This window comes from Streptomyces sp. NPDC051064, from assembly GCF_044455985.1.
Lineage (GTDB): Bacteria > Actinomycetota > Actinomycetes > Streptomycetales > Streptomycetaceae > Streptomyces.
Map to the genome: position 1 here is coordinate 1,134,281 of NZ_JBITFK010000001.1, position 23,538 is coordinate 1,157,818.

The following is a 23,538-nucleotide window of genomic DNA, read 5'->3' on the forward strand; positions in this document are numbered from 1 at the left end:
TCCCTACCCGTCGTCCCGCCCGTTCACGGGCACCCGTGGCCGGGTGCGTTCACAGCAGCCCCACGGCCGTGTCGACCGCCCCCGCCACGTCCCCGTCGGCGGGGTAGAGCAGCGAGCGCCCGACCACCAGCCCCTGGACGGTCGGCAGCCGCAGCGCGCCGCGCCATTTCTCGTACGCCGTGTCCGGGTCCCCCGTGACCTCGCCGCCGAGCAGCACGGCGGGGAGGGTCGAGGCCCGCATCACCCGCTCCATGTCGTCGGGGTCGTCGGTGACGGGGACCTTGAGCCAGGTGTACGCGGATGTCCCGCCCAGGCCCGAGGCAATGGCGATGGAGGTGGTGACGGCGGTGGCGCCCAGGTCGGTGCGGAGCCCGGCAGGGGTGCGGTGGCAGAGGAACGGCTCGATGAAGACCGGCAGCCGGAGGGCGGCCATCTCGTCCACGGCGCGGGCGGCGGTGTGCAGCGTGTCCAGGGAGCCGGGGTCGTCGTGGTCGATCCTCAGCAGGAGTTTGCCCGCGTCGTAGCCGTGGCGGGAGAGGTCGGCGGGGCGGTGGCCTGTGAAGCGGTCGTCGAGCTCGAAGGCCGCTCCCGCGAGCCCGCCGCGGTTCATGGAGCCGAGGACGACCTTGCCCTCCAGGGCGCCGAGGAGGAGCAGGTCCTCCAGGACGTCCGCGCCCGCGAGTACTCCGTCGACGCCGGGGCGGGCGAGGGCGAGGCAGAGGCGTTCGAGGAGGTCGAAGCGGTCGGCCATGGCCAGGTCGTCGTCGCCGACGGCGAGGGCGCCGCGGGCCGGGTGATCCGCCGCGATGATCATCAGGCGTCCGGTGGGGCCGAGGAGGGGGCGTCTGCGGCGGGCGGCGGCGGCCTCGGCGACGGCTTCGGGGCGGTGGGCGCGGAGCCGGACGAGATCGGCGACGCCGGCCGCGGCGGGCGGGGTCATGGGGTGGCTCCCGCGGCTCCAGCAGCTCCCGAGGCCCCCGTGGCTCCGGTAACTCCCGAGGCCCCCGCGACTCCCGAGGCTCTCCTCGCCGCCGTGGGTGCGCCGGCCGTGCCCTCGGCGAGGGCCTGTTCGACCTCGTGCGGGAACGGCATCGCTGACGAACAGGCCAGGCGGGAGGCGACGATGGCTCCGGCCGCGTTGGCGTAGCGCATGATGTGCGCCGTGTCCCAGCCGGCGAGGAGGCCGTGGCAGAGGGCCCCGCCGAAGGCGTCCCCTGCGCCGAGACCGTTGACGACGTCGACGGGCAGCGGCGGGATCTCGGCGGTGGTGCCGTCGCGGTGGAGCGCGAGGACGCCCTCGGGCCCCTGTTTGACGACGGCGAGTTCGGGCCCGGCGTCGAGCAGGGCGCGGGCGGCCGCGTGCGGTTCGCGTTCTCCGGTGGCGATCTCGCACTCGCCGAGGTTGCCGACGGCGACCGTGGCGTGGGCGAGTGCCTCGCGGTAGTGGGCGCGAGCGGCTCCGTCGCTCCCGTCTCCCTCCTCGCCCCAGAACATGGGACGCCAGTCGAGGTCGAAGACGGTGGCACGCGGGTGGCCCGGCGGAGCTGTCGCGCCACGGGCGCGGAGCGCGGTGAGGGTCGCGGTGCGGCTGGGCTCGGCGCAGAGGCCGGTGCCGGTCATCCAGAAGACCCGGGCCGCCCGCACCGCGTCCAGGTCGAGCTCGCCGCCGTGGATCTCCAGGTCGGGCGCCTTGGGCTGCCGGTAGAAGTAGAGCGGGAAGTGGTCCGGAGGGAAGATCTCGCAGAAGGTGACCGGGGTCGGATACTCCGCCACGGCGCTCACCCACCGGTCGTCCACCCCGAACTCCCTCAGCGCCTGGTGGAGATAGTCGCCGAACGCGTCCCGGCCGGTCCGGGTGATCACAGCCGTGCGCCGTCCCAGCCGGGCAGCCGCCACCGCCACGTTGGACGGGGAGCCGCCGAGGAACTTCCCGAAGGTCTCGACCTGGGCCAGCGGTACACCGGTCTGCAGCGGGTAGATGTCCACCCCGATCCGCCCCATGGTGATGACGTCGTACGGCTCAGGCATACGCATCCCTTCGACCCGTCGCTCCGGCCCGGTACGTCCTCCCGGGAGGCGGCCACGGCCGGACGGCCGCTCCCAGGTCTAGCCCTCGCCCGGAACCCTGTCAACACTTTGTCCGGACATTCGGACGAACTCTTGACACTCCTCCCCGAGGACTGAAGGGTGGGCGATATGACCTCCTCCGTAACCCCTCCGGCCCGCATCCGCATCGGTTCGGCACCCGATTCGTGGGGAGTGTGGTTCCCCGACGATCCGCAGCAGGTGCCCTGGGAGCGATTCCTCGACGAGGTCTCCGAAGCGGGTTACGAGTGGATCGAGCTCGGCCCTTACGGCTATCTGCCGACCGATCCCGCCCGGCTCGCGGACGAGACCGCACGCCGGAATCTCGCCGTCTCCGCGGGCACCGTCTTCACGGGATTGCACCACGGTCCGGCGGTCTGGGACCGGACCTGGGAGCATGTCGCGGGCATCGCGGCACTCACCCGGGCGATGGGCGCAGGACATCTGGTGGTCATCCCGTCGTTCTGGCGGGACGACAAGTCGGGCGAGGTGCTGGAGGACCGCACGCTCACCGCCGCGCAGTGGCGCGACCTCACCACCCAGACGGAACGCCTGGCCCGCGAGGTCCGGGACCGCTACGGACTGCGGATCGTGGTGCACCCGCACGCCGATACGCACATCGACAGCGAGGAGAACGTCAACCGCTTCCTCGACGCCACCGACCCCGACCTGGTCTCGCTCTGTCTCGACACCGGCCACTACGCGTACTGCGGCGGGGACAGCGTGAAGCTCATCAGGACCTACGGCGAGCGGATCGGCTATCTGCACCTCAAGCAGGTCGACCCGGAGGTGCTCGCGGACGTCGTGGCGAACGAGGTGCCGTTCGGCCCGGCCGTGGCGCGGGGCGTGATGTGCGAACCACCGGGCGGAGTGCCCGCGCTGGAGCCCGTGCTGGATGCCGCGCGCGCCCTGGGCACCGACCTGTTCGCCATCGTCGAGCAGGACATGTATCCCTGCCCGCCCGACAAGCCGCTGCCCATCGCACGCCGCACCCGGGAGTTCCTCCGGATCTGCGGGCCCGCGCGGCCGTCCTCCTGAGCTTCCTCTTCAGCCTCTCGAGCCCCTCCCCCAGCAGTCACCTCTCTGTCACGTATGTCCGCGTTCCGCTGGGTCCCTGTCACGGACTCGCGACGCCCCCTGCCCGGGCCGGGCCGCTCTCGTTCACCGGAACAGAGGCGCGCGGACGTACAGAGAGGTGTCATTCATGACGGACAGAACGCTCTGGTCGTACAAGGACATTGCGGCACACATCCGGGTCCAGCCGGACACGATCCGTTCGTACCGCAAGCACGGGCTTCTTCCGCCTCCCGACGATGTCCGGAACGGGAAGCCCTACTGGTACGTGGACACCGTCCTGGCGTGGATCGCGTCCCGGCCCAGCAACCGGCGCCGTTGAGCCGGCCGGCCGTTGAGCCGGCCGGACACGAACGCTCAGGCCTCCTCCGCCGGTTCGATGATCGTGACGCCCGCTCCTGGGGCGGTGCCCATCGCGGCGAGGGCCGCCGGGACGGCGTCCAGCCCGATGGTGGAGGTCACCAGCAGATCCGGCCGCAGGGTGCCGGCCCGGACCATGTCCATCATCGGCGGGTAGTCGTGGGCGGCCATGCCGTGGCTGCCGAGGATCTCCAGCTCCAGTGCGATCACCCGCGCCATGGGTACGACGGGGTCGCCGGCCGCAGACGGCAGCAGCCCGACCTGGACATGACGGCCCTGCCTGCGCAGGCTCCGCACCGAGGCGGCACAGGTGACCGGGGACCCCAGCGCGTCGAGCGACAGATGCGCGCCGCCGCCGGTCAGTTCGCGTACGGCCTCGTCGGCACCGGCGGGGTATGCCGAGGCGTCCACACAGGCGGACGCGCCGAAGGCCCGCGCCAGCTCCAGAGCCTGCCGCGAGACGTCGACCGCGACGACCCTGGCCCCGCACGCCACCGCGATCATCACGGCCGACAGCCCGACCCCGCCGCAGCCGTGCACGGCGACCCACTCCCCCGGCGCCACCCGCCCCTGTCCCACGCCGGCCCGGAACGCGGTGGCGAACCGGCATCCGAGCCCGGCCGCCGTGGCTGACGACAGCCCCTCGGGCACCGCGACCAGATTGACGTCGGCCTGCTCCAGTGCCACGTACTCGGCGAACGATCCCCAGTGGGTGAAGCCCGGCTGGGTCTGCCGCTCACAGACCTGCTGGGCGCCGGCCGCGCAGGCGGAGCACCGGCCGCAGGCACAGACGAAGGGCACGGTGACCCGGTCGCCGGGGCGCCAGTTGTACACACCGGAGCCCACCCCCTCGACCACCCCGGCCAGTTCGTGTCCGGGGACGTGCGGCAGGACGATGTCCGGGTCGTGCCCCATCCAGCCGTGCCAGTCGCTCCGGCACAGCCCCGTGGCCTCGACCCGGACCACGACACCCCCGGCCGAGGGGGTGGGGCCCGGGAGGTCCCGGACCCGGGCCTCCTGCCCGAACTCCTCGAACACCACTGCCCGCATCGGCCCCGCCTCCCATGGTCCGGCTCGCGCCGTCCGGTTCCTCAGGGCTGCGCCGCCCCGCGATCCGGCGAATCTACGCCCCGGCCTTGATCTTGTTGATACGCCGCTACGTGGAGCCCCTGGTGTGCGACACACTCGATGGAGGGACACCGGGAGCACATAAATACCCCCTAGGGGTATAGTTGTCCGTGCGGGTAAGTGCACCGGGCCCCCCGGCGCCCCCTCGCACCACATCCGCCACACATCAGTGCCTGCGAAGAGGAGAACGTCATGACCGCCGAGACCGACACGCCCCGGACCGCCGGCTCCTGCTGCTCGTCCACCGGTTCCCGCCACGACGGAGCGGCCGACGCCCAGGCGGGCGGCGTCACCACGGTGTACGAGGTGAAGGGGATGACCTGCGGCCACTGCGAAGGAGCGGTCACCGAGGAGGTCTCCGGGATCGAGGGAGTCACCTCCGTGAAGGCGGAGGCCGCCACCGGCCGGGTGACCGTCACCTCCGCGGCGCCGCTGACCGACGACGCCGTACGCGCGGCCGTCGACGAGGCGGGCTACGAGCTCGTGGGCCGCGCCTGAGGATCGGCGGCCCGCGCCTCGCGCGGCTCGCATCGAGGGCGGCCTCACGCCGGTTCATGGAGATCTCAAGGTGGCCCCTGCCCTCATCCGCCCTTCGAGGCGTACTCTGTGCAGCATCAGAAGCAACCGCTTCCAGGCTGGGGCCACCCTGTGGCCACTCTGCCGCTCACCACGTCCTGGCAGGTCAGAGCCATGTTCGCGGGGGCGACAGCAGACGTCACCGACGGTCTTCGTCACGACGGACGGCCTGCGGTTGCACTCCTTCACATAATTTCTACAAAGAGACTTAGATCACACCGATTTGAGGGTAACCATCTGATGGGTTGGTGAGTCTAAGAGTGCGATGCCAAGGATGTCTTGGGGGACGTCCGACGGAGTGTCTTGGGGGACGCTCCGGGCAAGCGTGGCCGGGGCACGTGCACCGGGGAGCTTTGAGCGGCCCTCCCGTGCGTACGTACCCCGGCAGTCGCACAGCAGGACCGAACTGAATACGCACCACAGGAAAACAAAGGGAGTTCAGGCTCCCGCGCAAACGCCCGGCCGGATCCCGTGGGGGGAATCCGCTCCGGGATATGGGAAGCGCCCTGTCCGTCGACCCGTGGGGGGATCGGCAGACGGGGCGCTTCTCGCGTTCCGCGGCTTCACGGTGTGAACCGCTCAGGGGCCCCTGCGCGGCGGCTCAGCAGCGCGGTCACCGTCGACAGGGGCTCCCACTCCGTGGCGCCTCCGGTCAGTCTCCTCGCCACCCGAGCCCAGGCCGCCCCGTCCGTGCCGAGCCGGGTCCGTACGAGAACGGCGAGCTCGGCCCGCGCGGCAGCGGCCTCGGCCGGTGCGTCCGTGCGGCGGCCGGCCGCGTTCAGATAGGCGAGCATCCGTACGGCCGGGGTCGCGAGACTCAGCAGGTCCGCGCCGGTCAGCAGACCCGAGGTGAGCAACCCGTCCAGCTGAGTGGCCGGCGGGCAGTGGTACTGGTCGCCCAGCCCGTGCCGGGCCCGCTCCCGGGTCAGCCGCTCGCCCTCCGGCAGCCCGTCGGGCCCCGGCTCCGGCAGCAGCGCCGCGTGCCGCATCCGTACGTCCTCGGGGACCCCGGGCAGATTGATCAGATCACCCCAGTACGGCAGCGGGTCCTGTTCGTGGGCGGCTTCGAGCGCCTCCCAGTCGACGGGCTCACCGGGCGGAAGTGCCTGGACGATGCCGCGCGCCTGGGCGGCGTGACGGGCGCGCCGCAGTTTCACGAGGAGCTTCTCCGGGGCCAGTTCACGGTCGAGCCGGGCACGGAGCACCGCGGCGGGGTCGGCGGACGCCAGAGCCTTCGCGCACAGCGATGTGGCCGCCCGCCCCAGCACATTGCGGCCCGCGAGGCCGGCCAGCCGGTCGGCTCCGCCGTGTTCGAGCAGCCGCAGACATCCCAACAGCTGGTGCCCGAGACCCAGTTGGGCACCCTCGCGGATGAGGAGCTCCTCGACCAGGCCGGGTTCGGCCGAGCACAGCCAGGTCAGACCCCCGGCCGGGCGGGCTCCGCCCCCGGCGCGCCACTCGGCCAGTACGCGGGCCCCCGACGACGGCGGTCCGGCTCCCCGGTGAGGGCGGGAGCGGGTCACGATCCGGTGGACGGTCGGCCGGTGCGTCAGATGCCGCAGGAGCACGAGGTCGATGTCCGGGTCGTCGAGATCGGCCAGCCGCTCCGCCGAGCCGTCCTTGAGCCAGCGGCACTGCGCGGCGAGCACGCGGAGCGCGTCGGGATCACGACCGGCGAGCAACCGGTCGAGGAGGTGGCGCGGAGTGCGGTCGTAGCGCAGCAGGTACGCGGCGAGGAGCCAGGGCCCGTCGGGGCCCAGCCGCGGCAGCACGGCGTCGGCCACCTCGGCGTCGGCCAGGCACAGCAGAGTGCCTTCCGGCCACGCCCACAGATGGTTGCCCCGCTCCAGCAGCTTGATCGCCTCGTCGGGGGTGCGCGGCCGGGGCGTGTCCGGGAACCAGCTCTTCCGCGGCGTGGGGACCTTGGCCGGCGACTGGGCCGCGGTGTGCGGGGCAGGCCCGTCACCGGAGCGTGCCAGGCGCAGCAACTGCACCCAGGTGGGCCCCTCCGGGTCACCGGTGGATCCGGACACGGCGGACGCCGGCACCCTGGCGGCCAGGCGCAGCCATGCCTCCGGATCGGCGCCGAGATCGGCGCGCAGCCGGCGGGCGAGCGCGGCCCGCCAGGCGTGGGCGAACGCGAGCCGTCGCCAGTCGTGGGGGAGCAGCAGCAGGTGGCCGGCCGGCAGCAGGGTGAGCAGTTCGTCGGCGGGCAGAACGCCCTGGACGTAGGCGTGTTCGGTGAGGAGGGCGCTGGACCCGTGGGTCTGCGGACGCTGCGCCCGTATCTCCGCGAGGGTGGGCGCCACGTGGACGGGTCCTTCCCCGGACGGGGCGATGCCGTGGGCCGCGCAGGCTTCGGCGAACCATTCCGGGGTGCTCAGCCCAGGGGCGTCACTCCAGTCGCACTCGGCCAGCGCGCGCAGCACATCGGGGTCGTCGGGCAGCGGTGTGCCGGCGGGAGCGAGGGAGTACAGCAGGTCCAGGGCCGGCAGGGCCAGGGACCGGTCGCGGCGGCTCAACTGCGACGGTGCCGGAGCGCAGGCGTGTGCTTCCGGGGAGGGACGCTCCTCCTCGACACCTGGCGCGGTAGCGACCTCACCGATGGCGGCCGGGGCGGCCCTGCCCGCGTCCGCGATCAGCTCCGCCACGGATCCGCGGTGCTCGGGCAGCAAGCTGTCGAGTACGGCCCAGATCCCGGGGTCCTCGCCCAGGTGGGTGTCGGCCAGCATGCGGAGCGCGGCCACGGCCTCGTCCGTCAGCAGGGCCCGCTCGGCGAGCGCGGCGAGGGCGGCCATCGCGTGGACGGCCGGTCGCGCCCCGTGTATCAGCTCGACCGGGTCGAGCAGGCCGGCATCGACCATGCCCTCCGCCCAGCGGGCCGCACTGTCGTCGAGCGTCTCCTCGGCCAGGCGCTGTCCCGGCAGACCGATGTTCCCGGCACGGCGGCCGTCGGCCCGCCACGGTTCGTTGAGGACACTCAGGCGAAACGCCAGGCGCTGCGCGTCGCTCGCCGCTTCGTGGCGGGCCAGCTCCTCGCACGCCTTGGGCATGAACGGGCTCTTCGCGTGGGCCAGGGCCAGGGCGTCGATGTCGTGGACGTACGGCTCGGCGAGCAGATCACGCAGGGTGCTGGTGCCCCGGGTGGTCGCCAGCAGGGCGGGCAGGCGCGCGGGATCCTCGTACGGCTCGCACTGTTCCCGCAGACGACGTACAGCGTCTGCGGGGCGGCCGTCCCGGCCGGGATCCTCGCCCACGCCGCCGCAGCCGGCGTCCGACAGGGCAGCACTGACCGCGCTCACGACATCCCGGCTCAGGTGACGGGCCACGGACGGGTCGTCGAGCAGGGCTCGTACTTCGTGCGGCCCGGTGCGCTCCCAGACTCTCAGCAGCGCGTACTGCTGAGCGACCCGCCGGGGTCCGGACCGCAAGGCCGACGCCACCAGCTGCGGATCTCCGGAGCCGAGCAGCGGCGCGAGCCAGGTACGCGGAACGTCGTCGCGCGGTGAGACCAGCTCCGTGCGCAGCGTGTCGTCCATCGGCTCGGCGGGGAGCCGGTGCGCGACGGTACGACGCAGGGACTGGGTGGCGCGGGGGTTGCGGTAGACGGCCGCCGCCACCTCGGAGTCGCCGACGGTGAGCAGACGGGCCAGGACCCGGGTGTCGAGCCGCGGGTGGCGGGCCAGGGCGGCGCGGACGCGGGAGTCGCCGTGGTCGAGGACGGCGGTGACGAGGGACGGCGCGGGGAGCGTCCCGCCGGCGAGCAGCTCCGCCGCCACCCGTTCGGGAAGGCCGGCCAGGGCGACGGCGGCGTGCTGCGGCTCGACGTGCTCCAGCAGCAGGCCGAGCGTGGCGTGGACGCTCCGGGGCGCGGGCGGGACGACAGCGCCCTCGGCGGGGGGCTTCGCGGGCACCGGCGCCTCGGCGAGCACTTGGGGCAGGCTGCCCCGGTGGCCGATGAGTGCGTCGTGCAGGCCACGCCACCGCTCCACGTCGCCGCCGAGCTGACTCCCCGCCAACTCGCGTAGCAGCAGAGCGGTTTCGCGGTCGGCTCCGCCCGCGGCGGCGACCTTGGCCGCGACCGTACGCGCCGGACGCGTCTGCTGTACGGCCCGGAGAGCGGCGCCCGCCTCGCCCTGGGCCGATGCGGCGCTACCCTCGTTTCCGGGTGTGCCGGAGGACGCTCCGAGGAGGGCGCGGAGCACGCGGCCGGCGGGCCCGGCCTGCATTTCTGTCATGCCCGACATGCTAGGTCCGGCCCAGGACTCCCCGGCCGTCCCCCGGAACGCCGAATCGCCCCGTACGCCGCGCTCGATGATCGAGCACGGCACGCGGGGCGAAGGCAGTGGGCCCTGAAGGCCCGGTACGTCAGCGGCTCCGGCGGGGCGGAACCGACGGGTGGTCGGGGATCAGCGGCCCTCGACCGGGACGAAGTCGCGCAGGACCTCGCCGGTGTAGATCTGGCGCGGGCGGCCGATGCGGGATCCCGGCTCCTTGATCATCTCGTGCCACTGGGCGATCCAGCCGGGAAGGCGGCCGAGCGCGAACAGCACGGTGAACATCTCGGTCGGGAAGCCCATGGCGCGGTAGATCAGACCCGTGTAGAAGTCCACGTTGGGGTAGAGGTTGCGCGAGACGAAGTACTCGTCGGAGAGCGCGTGCTCCTCCAGCTTGAGCGCGATGTCGAGCAGCTCGTCGGACTTGCCGAGCGACGACAGCACGTCGTGGGCGGCGGCCTTGATGATCTTGGCGCGGGGGTCGAAGGACTTGTACACCCGGTGGCCGAAGCCCATCAGGCGGACGCCGTCCTCCTTGTTCTTCACCTTCTGGATGAACGAGTCGACGTCGCCGCCGTTGGCCTGGATGCCCTCGAGCATCTCCAGCACCGACTGGTTGGCGCCACCGTGCAGCGGGCCCCACAGGGCCGAGATGCCGGCGGAGATCGAGGCGAACATGTTCGCCTGCGAGGAGCCGACCAGACGCACGGTGGAGGTCGAACAGTTCTGCTCGTGGTCCGCGTGCAGGATGAGCAGCTTCTCGAGCGCCGAGACGACGACCGGGTCCGGCACGTACTCCTGGGCCGGCACGGAGAACGTCATCCGCAGGAAGTTCTCGACGTAGCCGAGGTCGTTGCGCGGGTAGACGAACGGGTGGCCGATCGACTTCTTGTACGCGTACGCCGCGATCGTCGGGAGCTTGGCCAGCAGCCGGATCGTCGAGAGGTGACGCTGCTCCTCGTCGAACGGGTTGTGGCTGTCCTGGTAGAAGGTGGACAGCGCGCTGACGACCGAGGACAGCATGGCCATCGGGTGGGCGTCGCGCGGGAAGCCGTCGAAGAAGCGCTTGACGTCCTCGTGCAGCAGCGTGTGCTGGGTGATCTCGTTCTTGAAGGCCGACAGCTCGTCGACCTTGGGAAGGTCGCCGTTGATCAGCGTGTAGGCGACCTCGAGGAACGTCGAGCTCTCGGCGAGCTGCTCGATCGGGTAGCCGCGGTACCGCAGGATGCCCTGCTCACCGTCGAGGTACGTGATGGCGGATTTATAGGCGGCTGTGTTGCCGTATCCGCTGTCCAGCGTGACCAGGCCCGTATTGGCCCGGAGCTTCCCGATATCGAAGCCCTTGTCGCCGACGGTGCTGTCGATCACCGGGTAGGTGTACTCGTCATCGCCGTACCGCAGTACTACAGAGTTGTCGCTGTCGCTCACGTCATCCCTCACCGACGTAGTGCCTCTTCTTCGAGGTGCCCTGACTGTCTCCACCCTCCCCCATTTGGCTCAGGAGAGTGCACTCGGGGTCGTCCATTGGACCTAATGGCGGCACTGAGTGCCGTCAACTTTCTCATCCTGCCCCCTGGGGTCCGGTTCCGGAAGGGCTCAGTGATGTTTCCCACCGTTTTGATCGATCATTTTTTCGGGAGGTCTTCCGACGCCTCGCCGCGGAGCCGGAAATCCAGTGCCGTGCAGCGCCTGCCTGCGGAAACCGTGCGGACGGCCTGGCCGATGGCCTTGCGTGAACCGACCAGTACGACGAGCTTCTTGGCCCTGGTCACAGCGGTGTACAGCAGGTTCCGCTGGAGCATCATCCAGGCGCTGGTGGTGACGGGGATGACGACTGCCGGATACTCGCTGCCCTGGGAGCGGTGGATGGTCATCGCGTAGGCATGGGCGAGTTCGTCCAGTTCGTCGAAGTCGTACGCGATCTCCTCCTCCTCGTCCGTCAGGACCGTCAGCTTCTGCTCGTCCGCGTCGAGAGCGGTGACGACGCCGACGGTGCCGTTGAAGACGCCGTTCTCCCCCTTGTCGTAGTTGTTCCGGATCTGGGTCACCTTGTCGCCGACCCGGAAGACCCGGCCGCCGAACCGCTTCTCGGGCAGGTCGGGGCGGCCCGGGGTGATGGCCTGCTGGAGCAGTCCGTTGAGATGGCCGGCGCCTGCCGGACCACGGTGCATCGGGGCGAGGACCTGCACGTCACGGCGGGGATTCAGGCCGAACTTGGCCGGGATCCGACGGGCCGCGACATCCACGGCGAGCACCCCGGCGTCCTCCGTCTCGTCCTCCACGAAGAGGAAGAAGTCGTCCAGTCCCTGGGTCAGCGGCGGCACCCCGGAGTTGATCCGGTGGGCGTTGGTGACGACGCCGGACTTCTGGGCCTGACGGAAGATGGTGGTCAGCCGGACCGCCGGGACCGGGCCGCCGTCGGCGAGCAGATCCCGCAGCACCTCCCCGGCGCCGACCGAGGGCAGCTGGTCCACATCGCCGACCAGCAGCAGATGGGCACCGGGTGCCACCGCCTTGATGAGCTTGTTGGCGAGGAGCAGATCGAGCATCGACGCCTCGTCGACGACGACCAGATCGGCGTCCAGCGGCCGGTCACGGTCGTACGCCGCGTCCCCGCCGGGCTTCAGCTCCAGCAGCCGGTGCACGGTGGACGCCTCGGCGCCGGTCAGCTCCGAGAGCCGCTTGGCGGCCCGCCCGGTGGGGGCGGCCAGCACCACCTTCGCGTTCTTCGCGCGGGCCAGCTCGACGACGGAGCGGACGGTGAACGACTTCCCGCAGCCGGGGCCGCCCGTCAGCACGGCGACCTTCTCGGTGAGGGCGAGCCGGACGGCCGCCTCCTGCTCGGGCGCCAGCTTCGCCCCCGTACGCCCGGCGAGCCAGGACAGCGCCTTGTCCCAGTCGACGTCGCCGAAGGCCGGCATCCGGTCCTCCGGCGTACGCAGCAGACGCCGCACCTGTGCGGCGAGGGAGATCTCGGCGCGGTGGAAGGGGACGAGATACACGGCGGTGACCGGCTGTCCGTCCTCGGGACCCGGCACCTTCTCCCGCACGACACCCTCGGGGTCCTCCGCGAGCTCGGCCAGGCAGTCGATGACGAGACCGGTGTCGACCTGGAGCAGCTTCACCCCCTCCGCGATCAGCCGCTCCTCGGGGAGGAAGCAGTGCCCCTGGTCGGTGGACTGCGACAGGGCGTACTGCAGCCCGGCCTTGACCCGCTCCGGGCTGTCGTGCGGGATCCCGACGGCCTGGGCGATGCGGTCGGCGGTGAGGAATCCGATGCCCCAGACGTCGGAGGCCAGCCGGTAGGGCTGGTTCTTCACGACGGAGATCGAGGCGTCCTCGTACTTCTTGTAGATGCGGACGGCGATGGAGGTGGAGACGCCGACGGTCTGGAGGAAGACCATGACCTCCTTGATCGCCTTCTGCTCCTCCCAGGCCGCGGCGATCATCTTCGTCCGCTTCGGCCCGAGCCCGGGCACCTCGACGAGCCGCTTCGGCTGCTGCTCGATGATGTCCAGGGTGTCCACCCCGAAGTGGGTGGTGATGCGGTCGGCCATGACCGGCCCGATGCCCTTGATCAGGCCGGAGCCGAGGTAGCGGCGGATGCCCTGGATGGTGGCGGGCAGGATCGTCGTGTAGTTCTCGACGGTGAACTGCTTGCCGTACTGCGAGTGGGAGCTCCAACGCCCCTCCATCCGCAGCGACTCACCGGGCTGCGCGCCGAGCAGCGAACCGACGACGGTGAGCAGGTCCCCTGCTCCTCTTCCGGTGTCGACGCGGGCGACCGTGTAGCCGTTCTCCTCGTTGGCGTAGGTGATCCGCTCCAGGACGCCTTCGAGTACGGCGGTGTTGGACATGGGGTCGACGGTATCGGGCGGGTACGACAGCCCGCGCCGGGACTACGGCACCTGCGGCCACGACGGCTCCACACGTGCCTGGGAGCGGGGGCAGCAGGTCCCGCCTGTTCGGGCACCTGTCGTGCCCCAGGGCTTCCTGACTCGGCACCATCGCCGCGTTTAACGTCCGGGAGTGAGCCTCTGGACTTCCCTTGAGCCCGCCTCCACGACCGTGGACCCGGGTGGCAGTGCGACTGTGCGGCTGCGTCTGCGTAACACCGCTGACGTGGTGGAGGAGTACCGCTTCGAGGCGGTGGGCTCTCTCGCGCCCTGGACCGCCGTGGAGCCGCAGTCGCTGCGGTTGTACCCGGGGACGACGGGGTCGGTGGATCTGACGTTCGCTCCGCCGCGTACGCCGGATGCGACGGCGGGGCCGAATCCGTACGCCGTGCGGATCACGCCGACGGAGCATCCGGAGGCGACGACGGTTCCGGAGGGGAACGTCACCATCACTCCGTTCACGGAAGTGCGGGCGGAGTTGATACCTCCGACGGTGAAGGGCCGTTTCCGTGGCCGTCCGAAACTGGCCGTCGACAACCTGGGCAACACGAAGCTGACGGCGTCGGTGAGTGGCAGCGACAACGGCGACCAACTGTCCTACGAGATACATCCGGGCAGTGTGCAGATCGAGCCGGGCCGTGCGGCGTTCGTGAGGACGACGCTGAAACCACGGCAGATCATCTGGTTCGGGTCGGCGGAGCAACGGCCCTACACCCTGGCCGTGCAGCGGTCGGGTGTGACGCCGCTGGACGTGGAAGGCACGTACGTGCAGCGGGGTTTCCTGCCGCGCTGGCTGGTGGCCTTCCTCAGTGTCCTCCTGGCGCTGGCGATCACGTTCGTGATGCTGTGGATCGCCTACAAGCCCCAGGTCCGCAGCACCGCCACCGAGAAGTCCCAGGACGCCGCCATCAGCACGCTGCCGCCCTCTCCCTCACCGTCCGCCGGTGCGCCGAAGGCCCCGTCCGCCGAGGCGACGGCACCTCCGGCCGCGGCACGGCAGACGGGCGGGGCGGGGGCGGAAGGCGGCGGTTCCGACAAGGAGGAGACCGAGGCACCGGAGAGGACGGCGGCGACCGCCGTCCAGCAACTGGCCACGGAGGACCCGGGCGGACGGCACATCTGCTACCGGGTGTACACGGCGGACAAGGGCTGGACCGACGCCGTGTGCGACGGTGAACCGGCGGGCGCAGCCGGCGAGGGAACGCCGCTCAAGGCCGTCAACATCGCCGTGTCCGGAACCAACGGCACATCCGGCGGCGCCTTCACTCCCGACCCCGCGTCGACCAAGGGTGAGGGACACTTCCCCGAGCCGTGGTCGAACGCCGCGGACGGCATCGACAACTACGTCGGCAGCACCAAGAAGGACGCCCCGGACCTGATGGGGTTCACGATCAGCGTCGACGCCGGCAAGGGTGCCGTCTGCCAGTCCACCTACGTCAACAGCGATGCCTGGCTCGGCCTGGCATGCGACGATCCCGAGAACGGGCTCGAATTCACCTACGCCGGCACCCACGACAACACATCGTGGATCGAGGCGGTCAAGCTCAGGGTGTGATCGGCCGGCAGCCTCCGCGACCTGATGATGGCCCTGATCGGGCCCTTGACCGGCGCCCGGTCAGGAGCGGCGTCGTATGTCGAAGCTGATGTGGAAATTGCCGTCCGCGTCCTTGGTCAACTCGCCTCCCGAGATGAAATACGCGCGCTCCGGGGGAAGTTCCTTCACCTTGTTGTACGTCCGCACGGTGTTGAGCGTCGATTTCCCGTTGACCGTGCCCATCATCTGCTTGTACTCATCACTGTCCTCGGGGAAGGAGACCTTGGACTTGTCGCCGAGGATGCCACCCAGAGTCTTCTTGGCCTGTGCTCCCGAGATGTTCTGCCGGTAGATGCGGTCCGGCAGCTTGTCCGGGATCCCGGCAGAGGCGGTCTTCTCCTCCGCCAGTGCCCCCTTGACCTTCTTGTTCAGCGCGGCGCCACTGAGGCCGCCGCTCGTACCGAGTACCGAATCGGCCGCTGTCCACTGGTTGAGGAAGACGTCACTCGCGGTATAGGCGGGAGGCGGGACCACTTCCCCGGTCTCCGGGTCCTCCGTGTCCTTGCTCTGGCGGTAGTTCTCCATCATCACCGCGAAGGAACCGCCGTCGTCCTTCCCGAAGAGGTTCTTGAACGCCCCGCCCCTGAGCGGCGGCTTCCCCGAAGCGTCCTGCGGGTCGGCCTCGTAGTCCTGTGACTCTTCACCGATCTCGATCATCTCGTCCGGGACCGGCCGCCCGAAGGCCTTCAGCGCCGACGAATGCCTGGCCTTTGCGCCCACGTCGGCCTTCTTCTCATGCGCGTTCGTCTTCTCGATCCACGCGTCGAGCCTCTCCTGCGGGTCCTCCACGAGGCGTTGCACCGGGACACCGGCCCCGGGGCCGCTCCGCAGGGGCCGCTGCAAGGCGGCATTGCCGGCAGTGCTCTGAAAAGCGGCGACCTGTGACGCCGTGAGCAGCTCCCGCGAAGCCGGTGACACCCCGGCGTGCGGCCGGCGGAGGCTCGCCGGCGGGGGCGTACGGGCCCTGGCGCCGCGCACGGTCCAGGAGTCACGGTCGAGTCGCTCGCGCTCGGGCATGCTCGTCTCTTCTCTCCGTCTGCGGCACAGGGCCGGCTCAGCCTCACCCGGCCGGGAACGTCTGCCAAGGCCTGCCAGGGCACTTCCCGGGAAGCATCTGCCTGCCCTCCCGGCCATCCCCCACTCCTCGCGTGCGTCTGGGCGAAGTCCGCGAGAAAGACGTCCCGGGGGAGCCGGCATTGACCCCGTGGCGGCCCTCGGGTGGGGCGTGGGCGCGTGGGCGCCCGTGCGCCTGAGGGGTTGGTGGCGGGTGTCCGGCGAGGTCGCCACCCAGCCGTTCAGGGGCGCCGCTCACCTGCTCTGACCTGGCCCTTCACGTCGGGTGGCGATAAATTCGGGTCCTCGGAAAGGGGGTTCCGGATGGACCGGAACGTGCGCTCCGTCGACGATGTACTGAAGCTCATGGACAGCCTGTTCGCGCCGGAGGCCGACCGGTGGACGAGCGGGGCCGGCAATTGGTGGGACGGGTTCTACGAGGACCGGTCGAAGCCGGTGCCGTTCTTCGCGGCGAAGCCCGACGAAAGCCTCGTCTCATACGTGGAGCGAGGGCTGGTCCCCCCGGGGCGCGCGCTCGATCTCGGATGCGGTCCGGGGCGCAACGCACTCTGGCTCGCCTCGCGTGGCTTCGAGGTGGACGCCGTCGATCTGTCGCCCGGCGCCATTGCCTGGGCGGAGGAACGCGCCCAGGAGGCAGGCGCGGACATCCGCTTCCGCTGCGGCGACGCCTTCGCCGAGGACGCGTCGGCCGGCCCGTACGACCTGATCAACGACTCGGGCTGTTTCCACCACCTGCCGCCGCACCGGCGCGTCAGCTATCTCCGGCTCGTGGAGCGGTCCCTCGCACCCGGCGGGCATCTCGCCCTCAACTGCTTCGCCTCCGGCGCGGTGGGCTCCGAGCTCCCGGACGCCGAACTCTACGGCGCAGGGGGGCTGCAGGGCGGCCTCGCCTTCACCCCCGAATCCCTGCGCTGGATCTTCGAGGGGATGGAGGAGGTCGAACTGCGCCGGATGCGGGACGAGCCGGCCGACTCCCCCTGTTTCGGTGAGGACTTCCTCTGGGCCGCGCTCTTCAGGAAGCCTGCCGGCCCCGGGCCCCTCACTCCATGACCGCGGTGGCCTCGATCTCCACCAGGTGGGCGGGGACGTCCAGCGCCGCGACCCCCAGGAGTGTCGCCGGCGGGGCCGCGGTGACCCCGAGCTTCTCGGTGGCCCGGGAGATGCCCGCGAGGAGCAGGGGCATCTTGTCGGGGGTCCAGTCGACGACGTACACGGTCAGCTTCGTCACGTCGGCGAAAGAACCTCCGACCCCGGCCAGGGCGGTGCCGACGTTCAGGTAGCACTGTTCGACCTGGGCGGTGAGGTCGCCTTCGCCGACCGTGACACCGTCGGCGTCCCAGGCGACCTGGCCGGCGACGGAGACCAGCTTCGAACCGGTCGCGACCGACACCTGGCGGTAGACGTCGATCTCCGGCAGTCCCTTGGGGTTCGTCAGGGTGATGGCCATGCTGTCCGCCTCCTTGCCGCGCGGCCCGACGGGTCGACGCGTGCTCTCTTGTGGTTACTGGGAAACCTTAGGAGAGTGAGGGCTGACGTGGAAGAGCGCACTTTTCGGTGACAGGGGAACCTGAAGGTGACCAAGCAGTTCAGCGGCTCGCCCGAGGAGCGGGCGGACCTGAGGCGCGCGGATTCGCTGGCGCGGGAGATCTTCTCCGACGTCGCCAACAAGTGGGCGCTGCTGATCATCGAGGCCCTGGGCGACCGCACCCTGCGCTTCGGTGAGCTGCGGAGCGCTGTCGAGGGGATCAGCCACAAGATGCTCACCCAGAACCTGCGCATGCTGGAGCGCAACGGTCTGGCCGAGCGGACCGTGTATCCCACGGTCCCGCCGAAGGTCGAGTACACCTTGACCGAGCCGGGCCAGGGGCTGCGTAAGACGGTCGACGTGATGTGCGACTGGACCCACCGGAACCTCGGCAACATCGAGGCGGCCCGGAGCGGCTTCGACGGCTGAGGCAACCGGCCCCGGGCCCACGGGAGGCCGCGGCGCCGCTCCCGCGAGCGCCCGGCCCGGCGCCGTGCCGGCTTCAGCCCGACCGGCCCAGCCGTCGCCGTACGCGCCGGACCTGGCCGTTGTCGGCGACCGTGTCGAGGATCCGGCGTCCGGCGCCGGCCTCGTACGCCGGGCCCTCCAGCCGGAGCAGGGCGCCGCCGCGGACCACGGCGTACGCGACCGGCGCGTCCGCCTTCGGCAGGGTGACCGGGTGGCGTCCGTCCGGGAGCTTCAGACGGGCGGGCAGGCGCAACGCCGCCGTCGGCCCGTCGGCGGCGGGGACCACTTCGGCGGTGACCGTCAGAGCGGACACGGTGACCTTGACGGGAGCCGGGTCTCCAGGGCTCGCCGCCACATAGGGCAGCGGGAGCGAACGCCCGCCGCGTACGGCGTTCGCCGCGGCGGCACCGGCCGTGTCGGGGCCGAGCCTTCGCAGGCGCTGGTCCATGTCGAGGGCGAGCTGGCCGACACCGGCGGTCAGGTACGGGAGCGCGAGCCGGCCGCCGGTCAGCGCCGGACCCGCGGCCGGGCCGCCCGGGACGCCCTGGCCGGCCACCCGGACCATCCGGTCGATGCCCAGCAGGCTGACGAACGCCCACACGTCGTAGACCCCGCGCTCGAGCCGCCGTCCGCCGGCCAGTCTCCGCGGGTCGAGGCGGAGCCGTCCGGAGGCGAGGAGCCGGGACCGGCCCTCCCCCAGGGGCTGGAGCCTGACCTCCAGGTCACCGTCCGGGTACCACCAGTCCTCCCGGTCGCGGTCCTTGACGACCAGTTCCGCGTACGCCATCCGGAGCGGGTCGCGGACCTCCCATCCGCCTTCCGTCCCCGGTACGCCGGTGAGCAGCTCCGGGTCGAGCCACCACTTCCCGTCGCGCTCGGTCAGGACCAGCGGCTCACCGTCGCCGCGCAGCAGTTCCAGCGTGACGTCGGCGACGAGGCAGCCGTCGTGCCAGTGCGGTGCGCCGAGCTCGCTGCGGGCTGTCACGGTGCGGACGTGCTCCGCGAACGCGACCGCCCCGGCGAAGTCGCCGCGTTCCAGCAGTTCGGCCCTCACCCCGCTCACCGCGGGCAGCCCACGCCGCACGGCGGCCGGGAACTCCCCCAGCGCCACCTCGCGCGCGGTGTCGAACCGCTGTCGCTGCTCGGCCGGGTCCTCGCGCAGGATCTCGGGCTCACGGGCCCTGGACAGAACCTCGACGTGGTAGAGGCGGTGCAGGAGCCGGTTCTGCAGGGCGTCGACGTCGTCGGAGGGGCTGGTGCCGTCCTTGATCTGCCCGATGACGGTACGGAGGTTGGGCCAGAACCCGTGCCGCGGATTGAACCGGTGGCGGGTGTTGTTCCCGCCGTCGTCCCGCTTCATCCAGTAGTAGCAGGGGTAGTCGGCCAGGACCGAGATCCGTTCCGCCTTCAGATAGGCGGCGGTGACGAAGGCGAGATCCTCCATGATCCACGGGCCCTCGGGGAAGCGCAGCCCGTGCTTCTCGACGAAGGCCCGCCGGAACATCTTGTGCGGTGACATGCTCTGCATGAGCTCGTCGTTCTCGATCGTGCAGCTGTCCAGCGTGTACCGGAACAGCCGCCGGGGCCGCACCATCGTGCTGGACATCTTGCCGATCACCACGTCGGCCCGATTGCGCGTCGCGTGCTCGTACAGCCGCTCGAGGGCCTCGGGTCCGAGCTTGTCGTCGTGGTCGACGAACTGCACGTACTCGCCCCTGGCGTGCTTCATGCCGAGGTTGCGCGGCGCGCCCGGCCAGCCGGAGTTGGGCTGGGTGTGCACGTGGACGTGGTCGTGCCCGGCCGCCAGCTTCTCCAGGCGTGCCAGGGTGTCGTCCGTGGACCCGTCGTCGACGTAGATGACCTCGTATTCGTCGGCCGGAAGGCTCTGGCCGAGCAGCGACGGGGCACACTCGTCGACGTATTTCCCGGTGTTGTACACGGGGACGATCACGCTGACTTTGACTCTCGGCATTCCACGGACCTTCACGTTGGCGGGCGCGGGGCATCCGAACCCTCCCTCCCCGGGCCGGACGACGAGGGGTTGAAACCCTGATCCGGTCCTCCGAACCGTCCGGACGGCTCACGGACGGCTCACGCAAGCGGAATGGGGCCCGGCCCACGGGCCGGACCCCCCTCGCTTTCCCCCTCCGTCGGGCTTCCCGATCCCCCCGGACCCCTCCCCGGAAGTCCCGACGCAGAGTACGACCGGGAAGGGTACGTAAAGGTTGCACGCCTTGACGATCTCTTTGCCTTCGAGTCGTCGACCCGCTCTCAGCAGGCATGTTCCAGGTACCGGGCGGCGACTTCGGCGATCACTTCGGCTCCGTCACGGGCCCAGAGCTCCTCGTTGAAGATCTCGACCTCGATCGGCCCGTCGAAGCCGGTGGCCTCGACCTGCCGGCGCATCGCGCGGAAGTCCACGCTGCCGTCGCCCAGTTGGCCCCGGCCCACCAGAACTCCCGCCGGAAGCGGAGTGATCCAGTCGGCCAGCTGGAAGGAGTGGATCCGGCCGCCCGCGCCCGCCCGGGCGATCTGTGCGGGCACCTGGTCGTCCCACCAGATGTGGTACGCGTCCACGACCACGCCGACCTGCTCGGCCGGGAAACGCTCGGCGAGGTCCAGGGCCTGGGACAGGGTGGAGACGACGCAGCGGTCCGAGGCGAACATCGGGTGGAGCGGCTCGATCGCGAGGCGGATGCTGCGCTCGGCGGCGTACGGGGCGAGCTCCGCCAGCGCGTCGGCGATGCGCTCCCGGGCGGCGTACAGGTCCTTCTCCCCGTCGGGAAGACCGCCCGAGACCAGGACGAGGGTGTCGGTGTTCACACCCGCGGCCTCGTCGACCGCCGCACGGTTGTCGTCCAGGGCGCGGGCGCGTGCGGCGGGGTCCGTGGCGGTGAGGAAGCCGCCGCGGCAGAGGCTGGTGACGGTGAGGCCCGCGTCCCTCATCAGCTGCCCGGCACGCTCGACGCCGTACTCCTGCACCGGGGCGCGCCACAGGCCGACCTGGCCGATGCCCGCCTTGGCGCAGCCCTCGACGAGCTCCGGCAGGGAGAGCTGCCTGACCGTCTCCTGGTTGATGGAGAGGCGGGAGAGTTCGCTGGTCATCGGCTTCCTCCGTGGACGTTCAGCAGAGCGCGCATGCGGGCCTCGGCCAGCTCGGGGTCCGGGAACAGGCCGAGGCGGTCGGCCAGTTCGTACGCCTTCGCCAGGTGCGGCAGCGAGCGGGCGGACTGCAGGCCTCCGACCATCGTGAAGTGGTCCTGGTGGCCCGCGAGCCAGGCGAGGAACACCACGCCCGTCTTGTAGAAACGGGTTGGGGCCTGGAACAGATGGCGCGACAGCTCGACCGTGGGGTCCAGGAGCGCGCGGAAGCCCTCGGTGTCCCCGGTGTCCAGGACCCGCACCGCGTGGGCGGCCAGCGGGCCGAGCGGGTCGAAGATGCCGAGCAGGGCGTGGCTGAAGCCCCGGTCGTCGCCCGCGATCAGCTCGGGGTAGTTGAAGTCGTCGCCCGTGTAGCAGCGCACCCCGCTGGGCAGACGGCGCCGGACGTCGACCTCCCGCTCGGCGTCCAGGAGCGAGATCTTGATGCCGTCGACCTTGTCCGGGTGTTCCGCGATGACCTTGAGGAAGGTGTCCGTGGCGGCGTCCAGGTCCGCGCTGCCCCAGTAGCCCTCCAGCGCGGGGTCGAACATGGGGCCGAGCCAGTGCAGGACGACCGGCTCCGTGGCCTGGCGCAGGAGATGGGCGTATGTCTCCAGGTAGTCCTCGGGGCCGTTCGCCGCGGCGGCCAGCGCACGGGAGGCCATCAGGATGGCCTGGGCGCCGCTCTCCTCGACCAGGGCGAGCTGTTCCTCGTACGCGGCGCGCACCTCGGGCAGGGTGGCGGGGCCGGTGAGCTGGTCGGTGCCCACGCCGCAGGCGATCCTGCCGCCCACCGACTTCGCCTCGGCGGCGGAGCGGCGGATCAGCTCCGCCGCGCCGGCCCAGTCCAGGCCCATGCCGCGCTGCGCGGTGTCCATGGCCTCGGCGACGCCCAGGCCGTGCGACCAGAGGTGACGGCGGAAGGCGAGGGTGGCGTCCCAGTCGACGGCGGCGGGGTCGTCGGTGCTGATGTCGGCGTACGGGTCGGCGACGACGTGGGCTGCGGAGAAGACCGTACGGGAGGCGAGCGGCGCCCCGGACGGTGCCAGGCCGAGCGGGGTGGTCCGGGGCTCGTAGGGCCCCTGCGGGAGGTGGATGGTCACAGGCTCAGCTCCGGCACGTCGAAGCGGCGGCCCTCGGCGGAGGACTTGAGGCCGAGCTCGGCGAGCTGGACGCCCCGGGCGCCGGCCATCAGGTCCCAGGTGTAGGGCTCGTCGAGGACGATGTGGCGCAGGAAGAGCTCCCACTGGGCCTTGAAGCCGTTGTCGAACTCGCCGTTGTCGGGGACTTCCTGCCACTGGTCGCGGAAGGGCTCGGTGACCGGCAGGTCGGGGTTCCAGACCGGCTTGGGGGTGGCCGAGCGGTGCTGGACACGGCAGTTGCGGAGGCCGGCGACGGCCGAGCCGTGGGTGCCGTCGACCTGGAACTCGACGAGCTCGTCGCGGTTGACGCGGACCGCCCAGGAGGAGTTGATCTGGGCGACTGCGCCGCCCGCCAGCTGGAAGGTGCCGTACGCGGCGTCGTCGGCGGTGGCGGCGTAGGGCTTGCCCTGCTCGTCCCAGCGCTGCGGGATGTGCGTCTGCACATGGGCCGAGACGCTGGTGACCTGGCCGAACAGCTCGTGCAGGACGTACTCCCAGTGCGGGAACATGTCGACGACGATGCCGCCGCCGTCCTCCGCGCGGTAGTTCCAGGAGGGGCGCTGGGCCTCCTGCCAGTCGCCTTCGAAGACCCAGTAGCCGAACTCGCCGCGCACCGAGAGGATCTCGCCGAAGAAGCCGCCGTCGATGAGGCGCTTCAGCTTGAGCAGGCCCGGGAGGAAGATCTTGTCCTGGACCACGCCGTGCTTGATGCCGGCGTCGCGGGCGAGGCGGGCCAGTTCGAGCGCGCCCTCGACGTCGGTCGCGGTGGGCTTCTCGGTGTAGATGTGCTTGCCGGCCGCGATCGCCTTCTTGATCGCCTCGACACGGGCCGAGGTGACCTGGGCGTCGAAGTAGACGTCGATCGAGTCGTCGGCGAGCACCGCGTCCAGGTCCGTCGACCACTCGGTGAGGCCGTGCTGCTCGGCGAGCGCCTCCAGCGCGTGGGCGCGGCGGCCGACGAGGACGGGTTCCGGCCACAGCACGTCGCCGTCACCGAGGTCGAGGCCGCCCTGCTCGCGGATCGCGAGGATCGAGCGCACCAGGTGCTGCCGGTATCCCATGCGTCCCGTGACGCCGTTCATGGCGATGCGCACTGTCCTGCGTGTCACGAAAGTTCCTCCATACAGCCGTAGCAAGCGCTTTCTATGCGGTATGACGCTAGCCTGCCGACAGTGGCCCGGACAAGGGGGGCCGCGCC

Annotated in this window: 18 protein-coding genes; 6 read left to right on the forward strand and 12 right to left on the reverse strand. The window is 71.1% G+C overall.

The window, feature by feature from the left end; translation table 11 throughout:
• Positions 1–49: 49 nt before the first annotated feature.
• Positions 50–940 carry a deoxyribose-phosphate aldolase gene (locus ACIBCU_RS05250; RefSeq protein WP_399229342.1) on the reverse strand — a complete coding sequence of 297 codons (891 nt, stop codon included), beginning with the start codon at positions 938–940 and terminating at the stop codon, positions 50–52.
• On the reverse strand, positions 937–2,028 hold the full coding sequence (gene iolC, locus ACIBCU_RS05255; protein WP_399229344.1) for a 5-dehydro-2-deoxygluconokinase: 1,092 nt from the start codon (positions 2,026–2,028) through the stop codon (positions 937–939). The genes ACIBCU_RS05250 and iolC overlap by 4 nt, the downstream gene beginning before the upstream one ends.
• Positions 2,029–2,196: 168 nt before the next feature.
• Between iolC and ACIBCU_RS05260 the strand changes: the two genes are divergently transcribed.
• The gene (locus ACIBCU_RS05260) at positions 2,197–3,123 is read left to right on the forward strand and encodes a sugar phosphate isomerase/epimerase (protein WP_362926644.1); all 927 of its coding nucleotides are present in this window, start codon (positions 2,197–2,199) and stop codon (positions 3,121–3,123) included.
• Between the two features lie 166 nt (positions 3,124–3,289).
• Complete coding sequence (locus ACIBCU_RS05265; RefSeq protein WP_362926645.1) at positions 3,290–3,481, forward strand: MerR family transcriptional regulator; 192 nt, start codon at positions 3,290–3,292, stop codon at positions 3,479–3,481.
• Between the two features lie 35 nt (positions 3,482–3,516).
• Here the strand turns inward: ACIBCU_RS05265 and ACIBCU_RS05270 are convergent, their stop codons facing one another.
• Positions 3,517–4,569, reverse strand: a complete 1,053-nt coding sequence (locus ACIBCU_RS05270) for a zinc-dependent alcohol dehydrogenase family protein (RefSeq protein ID WP_399229347.1) — start codon at positions 4,567–4,569, stop codon at positions 3,517–3,519.
• A 270-nt stretch (positions 4,570–4,839) separates the two neighbouring features.
• On the opposite strand from ACIBCU_RS05270, the gene ACIBCU_RS05275 reads away from it, so the two are divergent.
• Positions 4,840–5,145, forward strand: a complete 306-nt coding sequence (locus ACIBCU_RS05275; protein ID WP_399229349.1) for a heavy-metal-associated domain-containing protein — start codon at positions 4,840–4,842, stop codon at positions 5,143–5,145.
• Positions 5,146–5,786: 641 nt separating this feature from the next.
• Here ACIBCU_RS05275 and ACIBCU_RS05280 read toward each other — a convergent pair.
• The 3 genes from ACIBCU_RS05280 to ACIBCU_RS05290 form a co-directional block, all read right to left on the reverse strand.
• Positions 5,787–9,461 carry a hypothetical protein gene (locus ACIBCU_RS05280; protein WP_399229351.1) on the reverse strand — a complete coding sequence of 1,225 codons (3,675 nt, stop codon included), beginning with the start codon at positions 9,459–9,461 and terminating at the stop codon, positions 5,787–5,789.
• Positions 9,462–9,632: 171 nt separating this feature from the next.
• Entirely contained in the window at positions 9,633–10,940 is a 1,308-nt protein-coding gene (locus ACIBCU_RS05285) for a citrate synthase (protein ID WP_399229353.1), read from the reverse strand.
• 185 nt (positions 10,941–11,125) lie between these two features.
• Positions 11,126–13,357, reverse strand: coding sequence for an ATP-dependent RecD-like DNA helicase (locus ACIBCU_RS05290; protein ID WP_362926654.1), 2,232 nt, complete (start codon positions 13,355–13,357; stop codon positions 11,126–11,128).
• 172 nt (positions 13,358–13,529) lie between these two features.
• Between ACIBCU_RS05290 and ACIBCU_RS05295 the strand changes: the two genes are divergently transcribed.
• Positions 13,530–14,951: a hydrolase gene (locus ACIBCU_RS05295; protein ID WP_399229355.1), complete on the forward strand. Its 1,422-nt coding sequence runs from the start codon at positions 13,530–13,532 to the stop codon at positions 14,949–14,951.
• Between the two features lie 60 nt (positions 14,952–15,011).
• Here ACIBCU_RS05295 and ACIBCU_RS05300 read toward each other — a convergent pair whose 3' ends face one another.
• A complete protein-coding gene (locus ACIBCU_RS05300) occupies positions 15,012–16,007 on the reverse strand; it encodes a hypothetical protein (RefSeq protein ID WP_399229357.1) in 996 nt (331 codons plus the stop codon).
• Between the two features lie 360 nt (positions 16,008–16,367).
• Here ACIBCU_RS05300 and ACIBCU_RS05305 point away from each other — a divergent pair, with 360 nt between their 5' ends.
• Positions 16,368–17,114: a class I SAM-dependent methyltransferase gene (locus ACIBCU_RS05305; protein ID WP_399229359.1), complete on the forward strand. Its 747-nt coding sequence runs from the start codon at positions 16,368–16,370 to the stop codon at positions 17,112–17,114.
• Here the strand turns inward: ACIBCU_RS05305 and ACIBCU_RS05310 are convergent.
• Positions 17,104–17,511, reverse strand: coding sequence for a RidA family protein (locus ACIBCU_RS05310; protein WP_362926667.1), 408 nt, complete (start codon positions 17,509–17,511; stop codon positions 17,104–17,106). The genes ACIBCU_RS05305 and ACIBCU_RS05310 overlap by 11 nt on opposite strands.
• Before the next feature lie 126 nt (positions 17,512–17,637).
• Between ACIBCU_RS05310 and ACIBCU_RS05315 the strand changes: the two genes are divergently transcribed.
• The gene (locus ACIBCU_RS05315; RefSeq protein ID WP_399229363.1) at positions 17,638–18,018 is read left to right on the forward strand and encodes a winged helix-turn-helix transcriptional regulator; all 381 of its coding nucleotides are present in this window, start codon (positions 17,638–17,640) and stop codon (positions 18,016–18,018) included.
• Between the two features lie 73 nt (positions 18,019–18,091).
• On the opposite strand, the gene ACIBCU_RS05320 is transcribed toward ACIBCU_RS05315, so the two are convergent.
• The 4 genes from ACIBCU_RS05320 to ACIBCU_RS05335 all read right to left on the reverse strand — a co-directional run bounded on the left by ACIBCU_RS05320 (position 18,092) and on the right by ACIBCU_RS05335 (position 23,449).
• Positions 18,092–20,029, reverse strand: coding sequence for a glycosyltransferase family 2 protein (locus tag ACIBCU_RS05320; protein WP_399229365.1), 1,938 nt, complete (start codon positions 20,027–20,029; stop codon positions 18,092–18,094).
• A gap of 299 nt (positions 20,030–20,328) precedes the next feature.
• Entirely contained in the window at positions 20,329–21,162 is an 834-nt protein-coding gene (locus tag ACIBCU_RS05325; protein ID WP_362926672.1) for a sugar phosphate isomerase/epimerase family protein, read from the reverse strand.
• Entirely contained in the window at positions 21,159–22,301 is a 1,143-nt protein-coding gene (locus ACIBCU_RS05330; protein WP_399229367.1) for a dihydrodipicolinate synthase family protein, read from the reverse strand. Before ACIBCU_RS05330 ends, ACIBCU_RS05325 begins: the two co-directional genes overlap by 4 nt.
• On the reverse strand, positions 22,298–23,449 hold the full coding sequence (locus ACIBCU_RS05335; RefSeq protein WP_362926675.1) for a Gfo/Idh/MocA family oxidoreductase: 1,152 nt from the start codon (positions 23,447–23,449) through the stop codon (positions 22,298–22,300). Before ACIBCU_RS05335 ends, ACIBCU_RS05330 begins: the two co-directional genes overlap by 4 nt.
• Between the last annotated feature and the right edge of the window lie 89 nt (positions 23,450–23,538).

What these genes read in the sequence shown, in the direction of transcription:
- ACIBCU_RS05250 (WP_399229342.1), bottom strand. Translation starts at nt 940, where the DNA reads ATGACCCCGCCCGCCGCGGCCGGCGTCGCCGATCTCGTCCGGCTCCGC.
- iolC (WP_399229344.1), bottom strand. Translation starts at nt 2,028, where the DNA reads ATGCCTGAGCCGTACGACGTCATCACCATGGGGCGGATCGGGGTGGAC.
- ACIBCU_RS05260 (WP_362926644.1), top strand. Translation starts at nt 2,197, where the DNA reads ATGACCTCCTCCGTAACCCCTCCGGCCCGCATCCGCATCGGTTCGGCA.
- ACIBCU_RS05265 (WP_362926645.1), top strand. Translation starts at nt 3,290, where the DNA reads ATGACGGACAGAACGCTCTGGTCGTACAAGGACATTGCGGCACACATC.
- ACIBCU_RS05270 (WP_399229347.1), bottom strand. Translation starts at nt 4,569, where the DNA reads ATGCGGGCAGTGGTGTTCGAGGAGTTCGGGCAGGAGGCCCGGGTCCGG.
- ACIBCU_RS05275 (WP_399229349.1), top strand. Translation starts at nt 4,840, where the DNA reads ATGACCGCCGAGACCGACACGCCCCGGACCGCCGGCTCCTGCTGCTCG.
- ACIBCU_RS05280 (WP_399229351.1), bottom strand. Translation starts at nt 9,461, where the DNA reads ATGACAGAAATGCAGGCCGGGCCCGCCGGCCGCGTGCTCCGCGCCCTC.
- ACIBCU_RS05290 (WP_362926654.1), bottom strand. Translation starts at nt 13,357, where the DNA reads ATGTCCAACACCGCCGTACTCGAAGGCGTCCTGGAGCGGATCACCTAC.
- ACIBCU_RS05300 (WP_399229357.1), bottom strand. Translation starts at nt 16,007, where the DNA reads ATGCCCGAGCGCGAGCGACTCGACCGTGACTCCTGGACCGTGCGCGGC.
- ACIBCU_RS05305 (WP_399229359.1), top strand. Translation starts at nt 16,368, where the DNA reads ATGGACCGGAACGTGCGCTCCGTCGACGATGTACTGAAGCTCATGGAC.
- ACIBCU_RS05310 (WP_362926667.1), bottom strand. Translation starts at nt 17,511, where the DNA reads ATGGCCATCACCCTGACGAACCCCAAGGGACTGCCGGAGATCGACGTC.
- ACIBCU_RS05320 (WP_399229365.1), bottom strand. Translation starts at nt 20,029, where the DNA reads ATGCCGAGAGTCAAAGTCAGCGTGATCGTCCCCGTGTACAACACCGGG.
- ACIBCU_RS05325 (WP_362926672.1), bottom strand. Translation starts at nt 21,162, where the DNA reads ATGACCAGCGAACTCTCCCGCCTCTCCATCAACCAGGAGACGGTCAGG.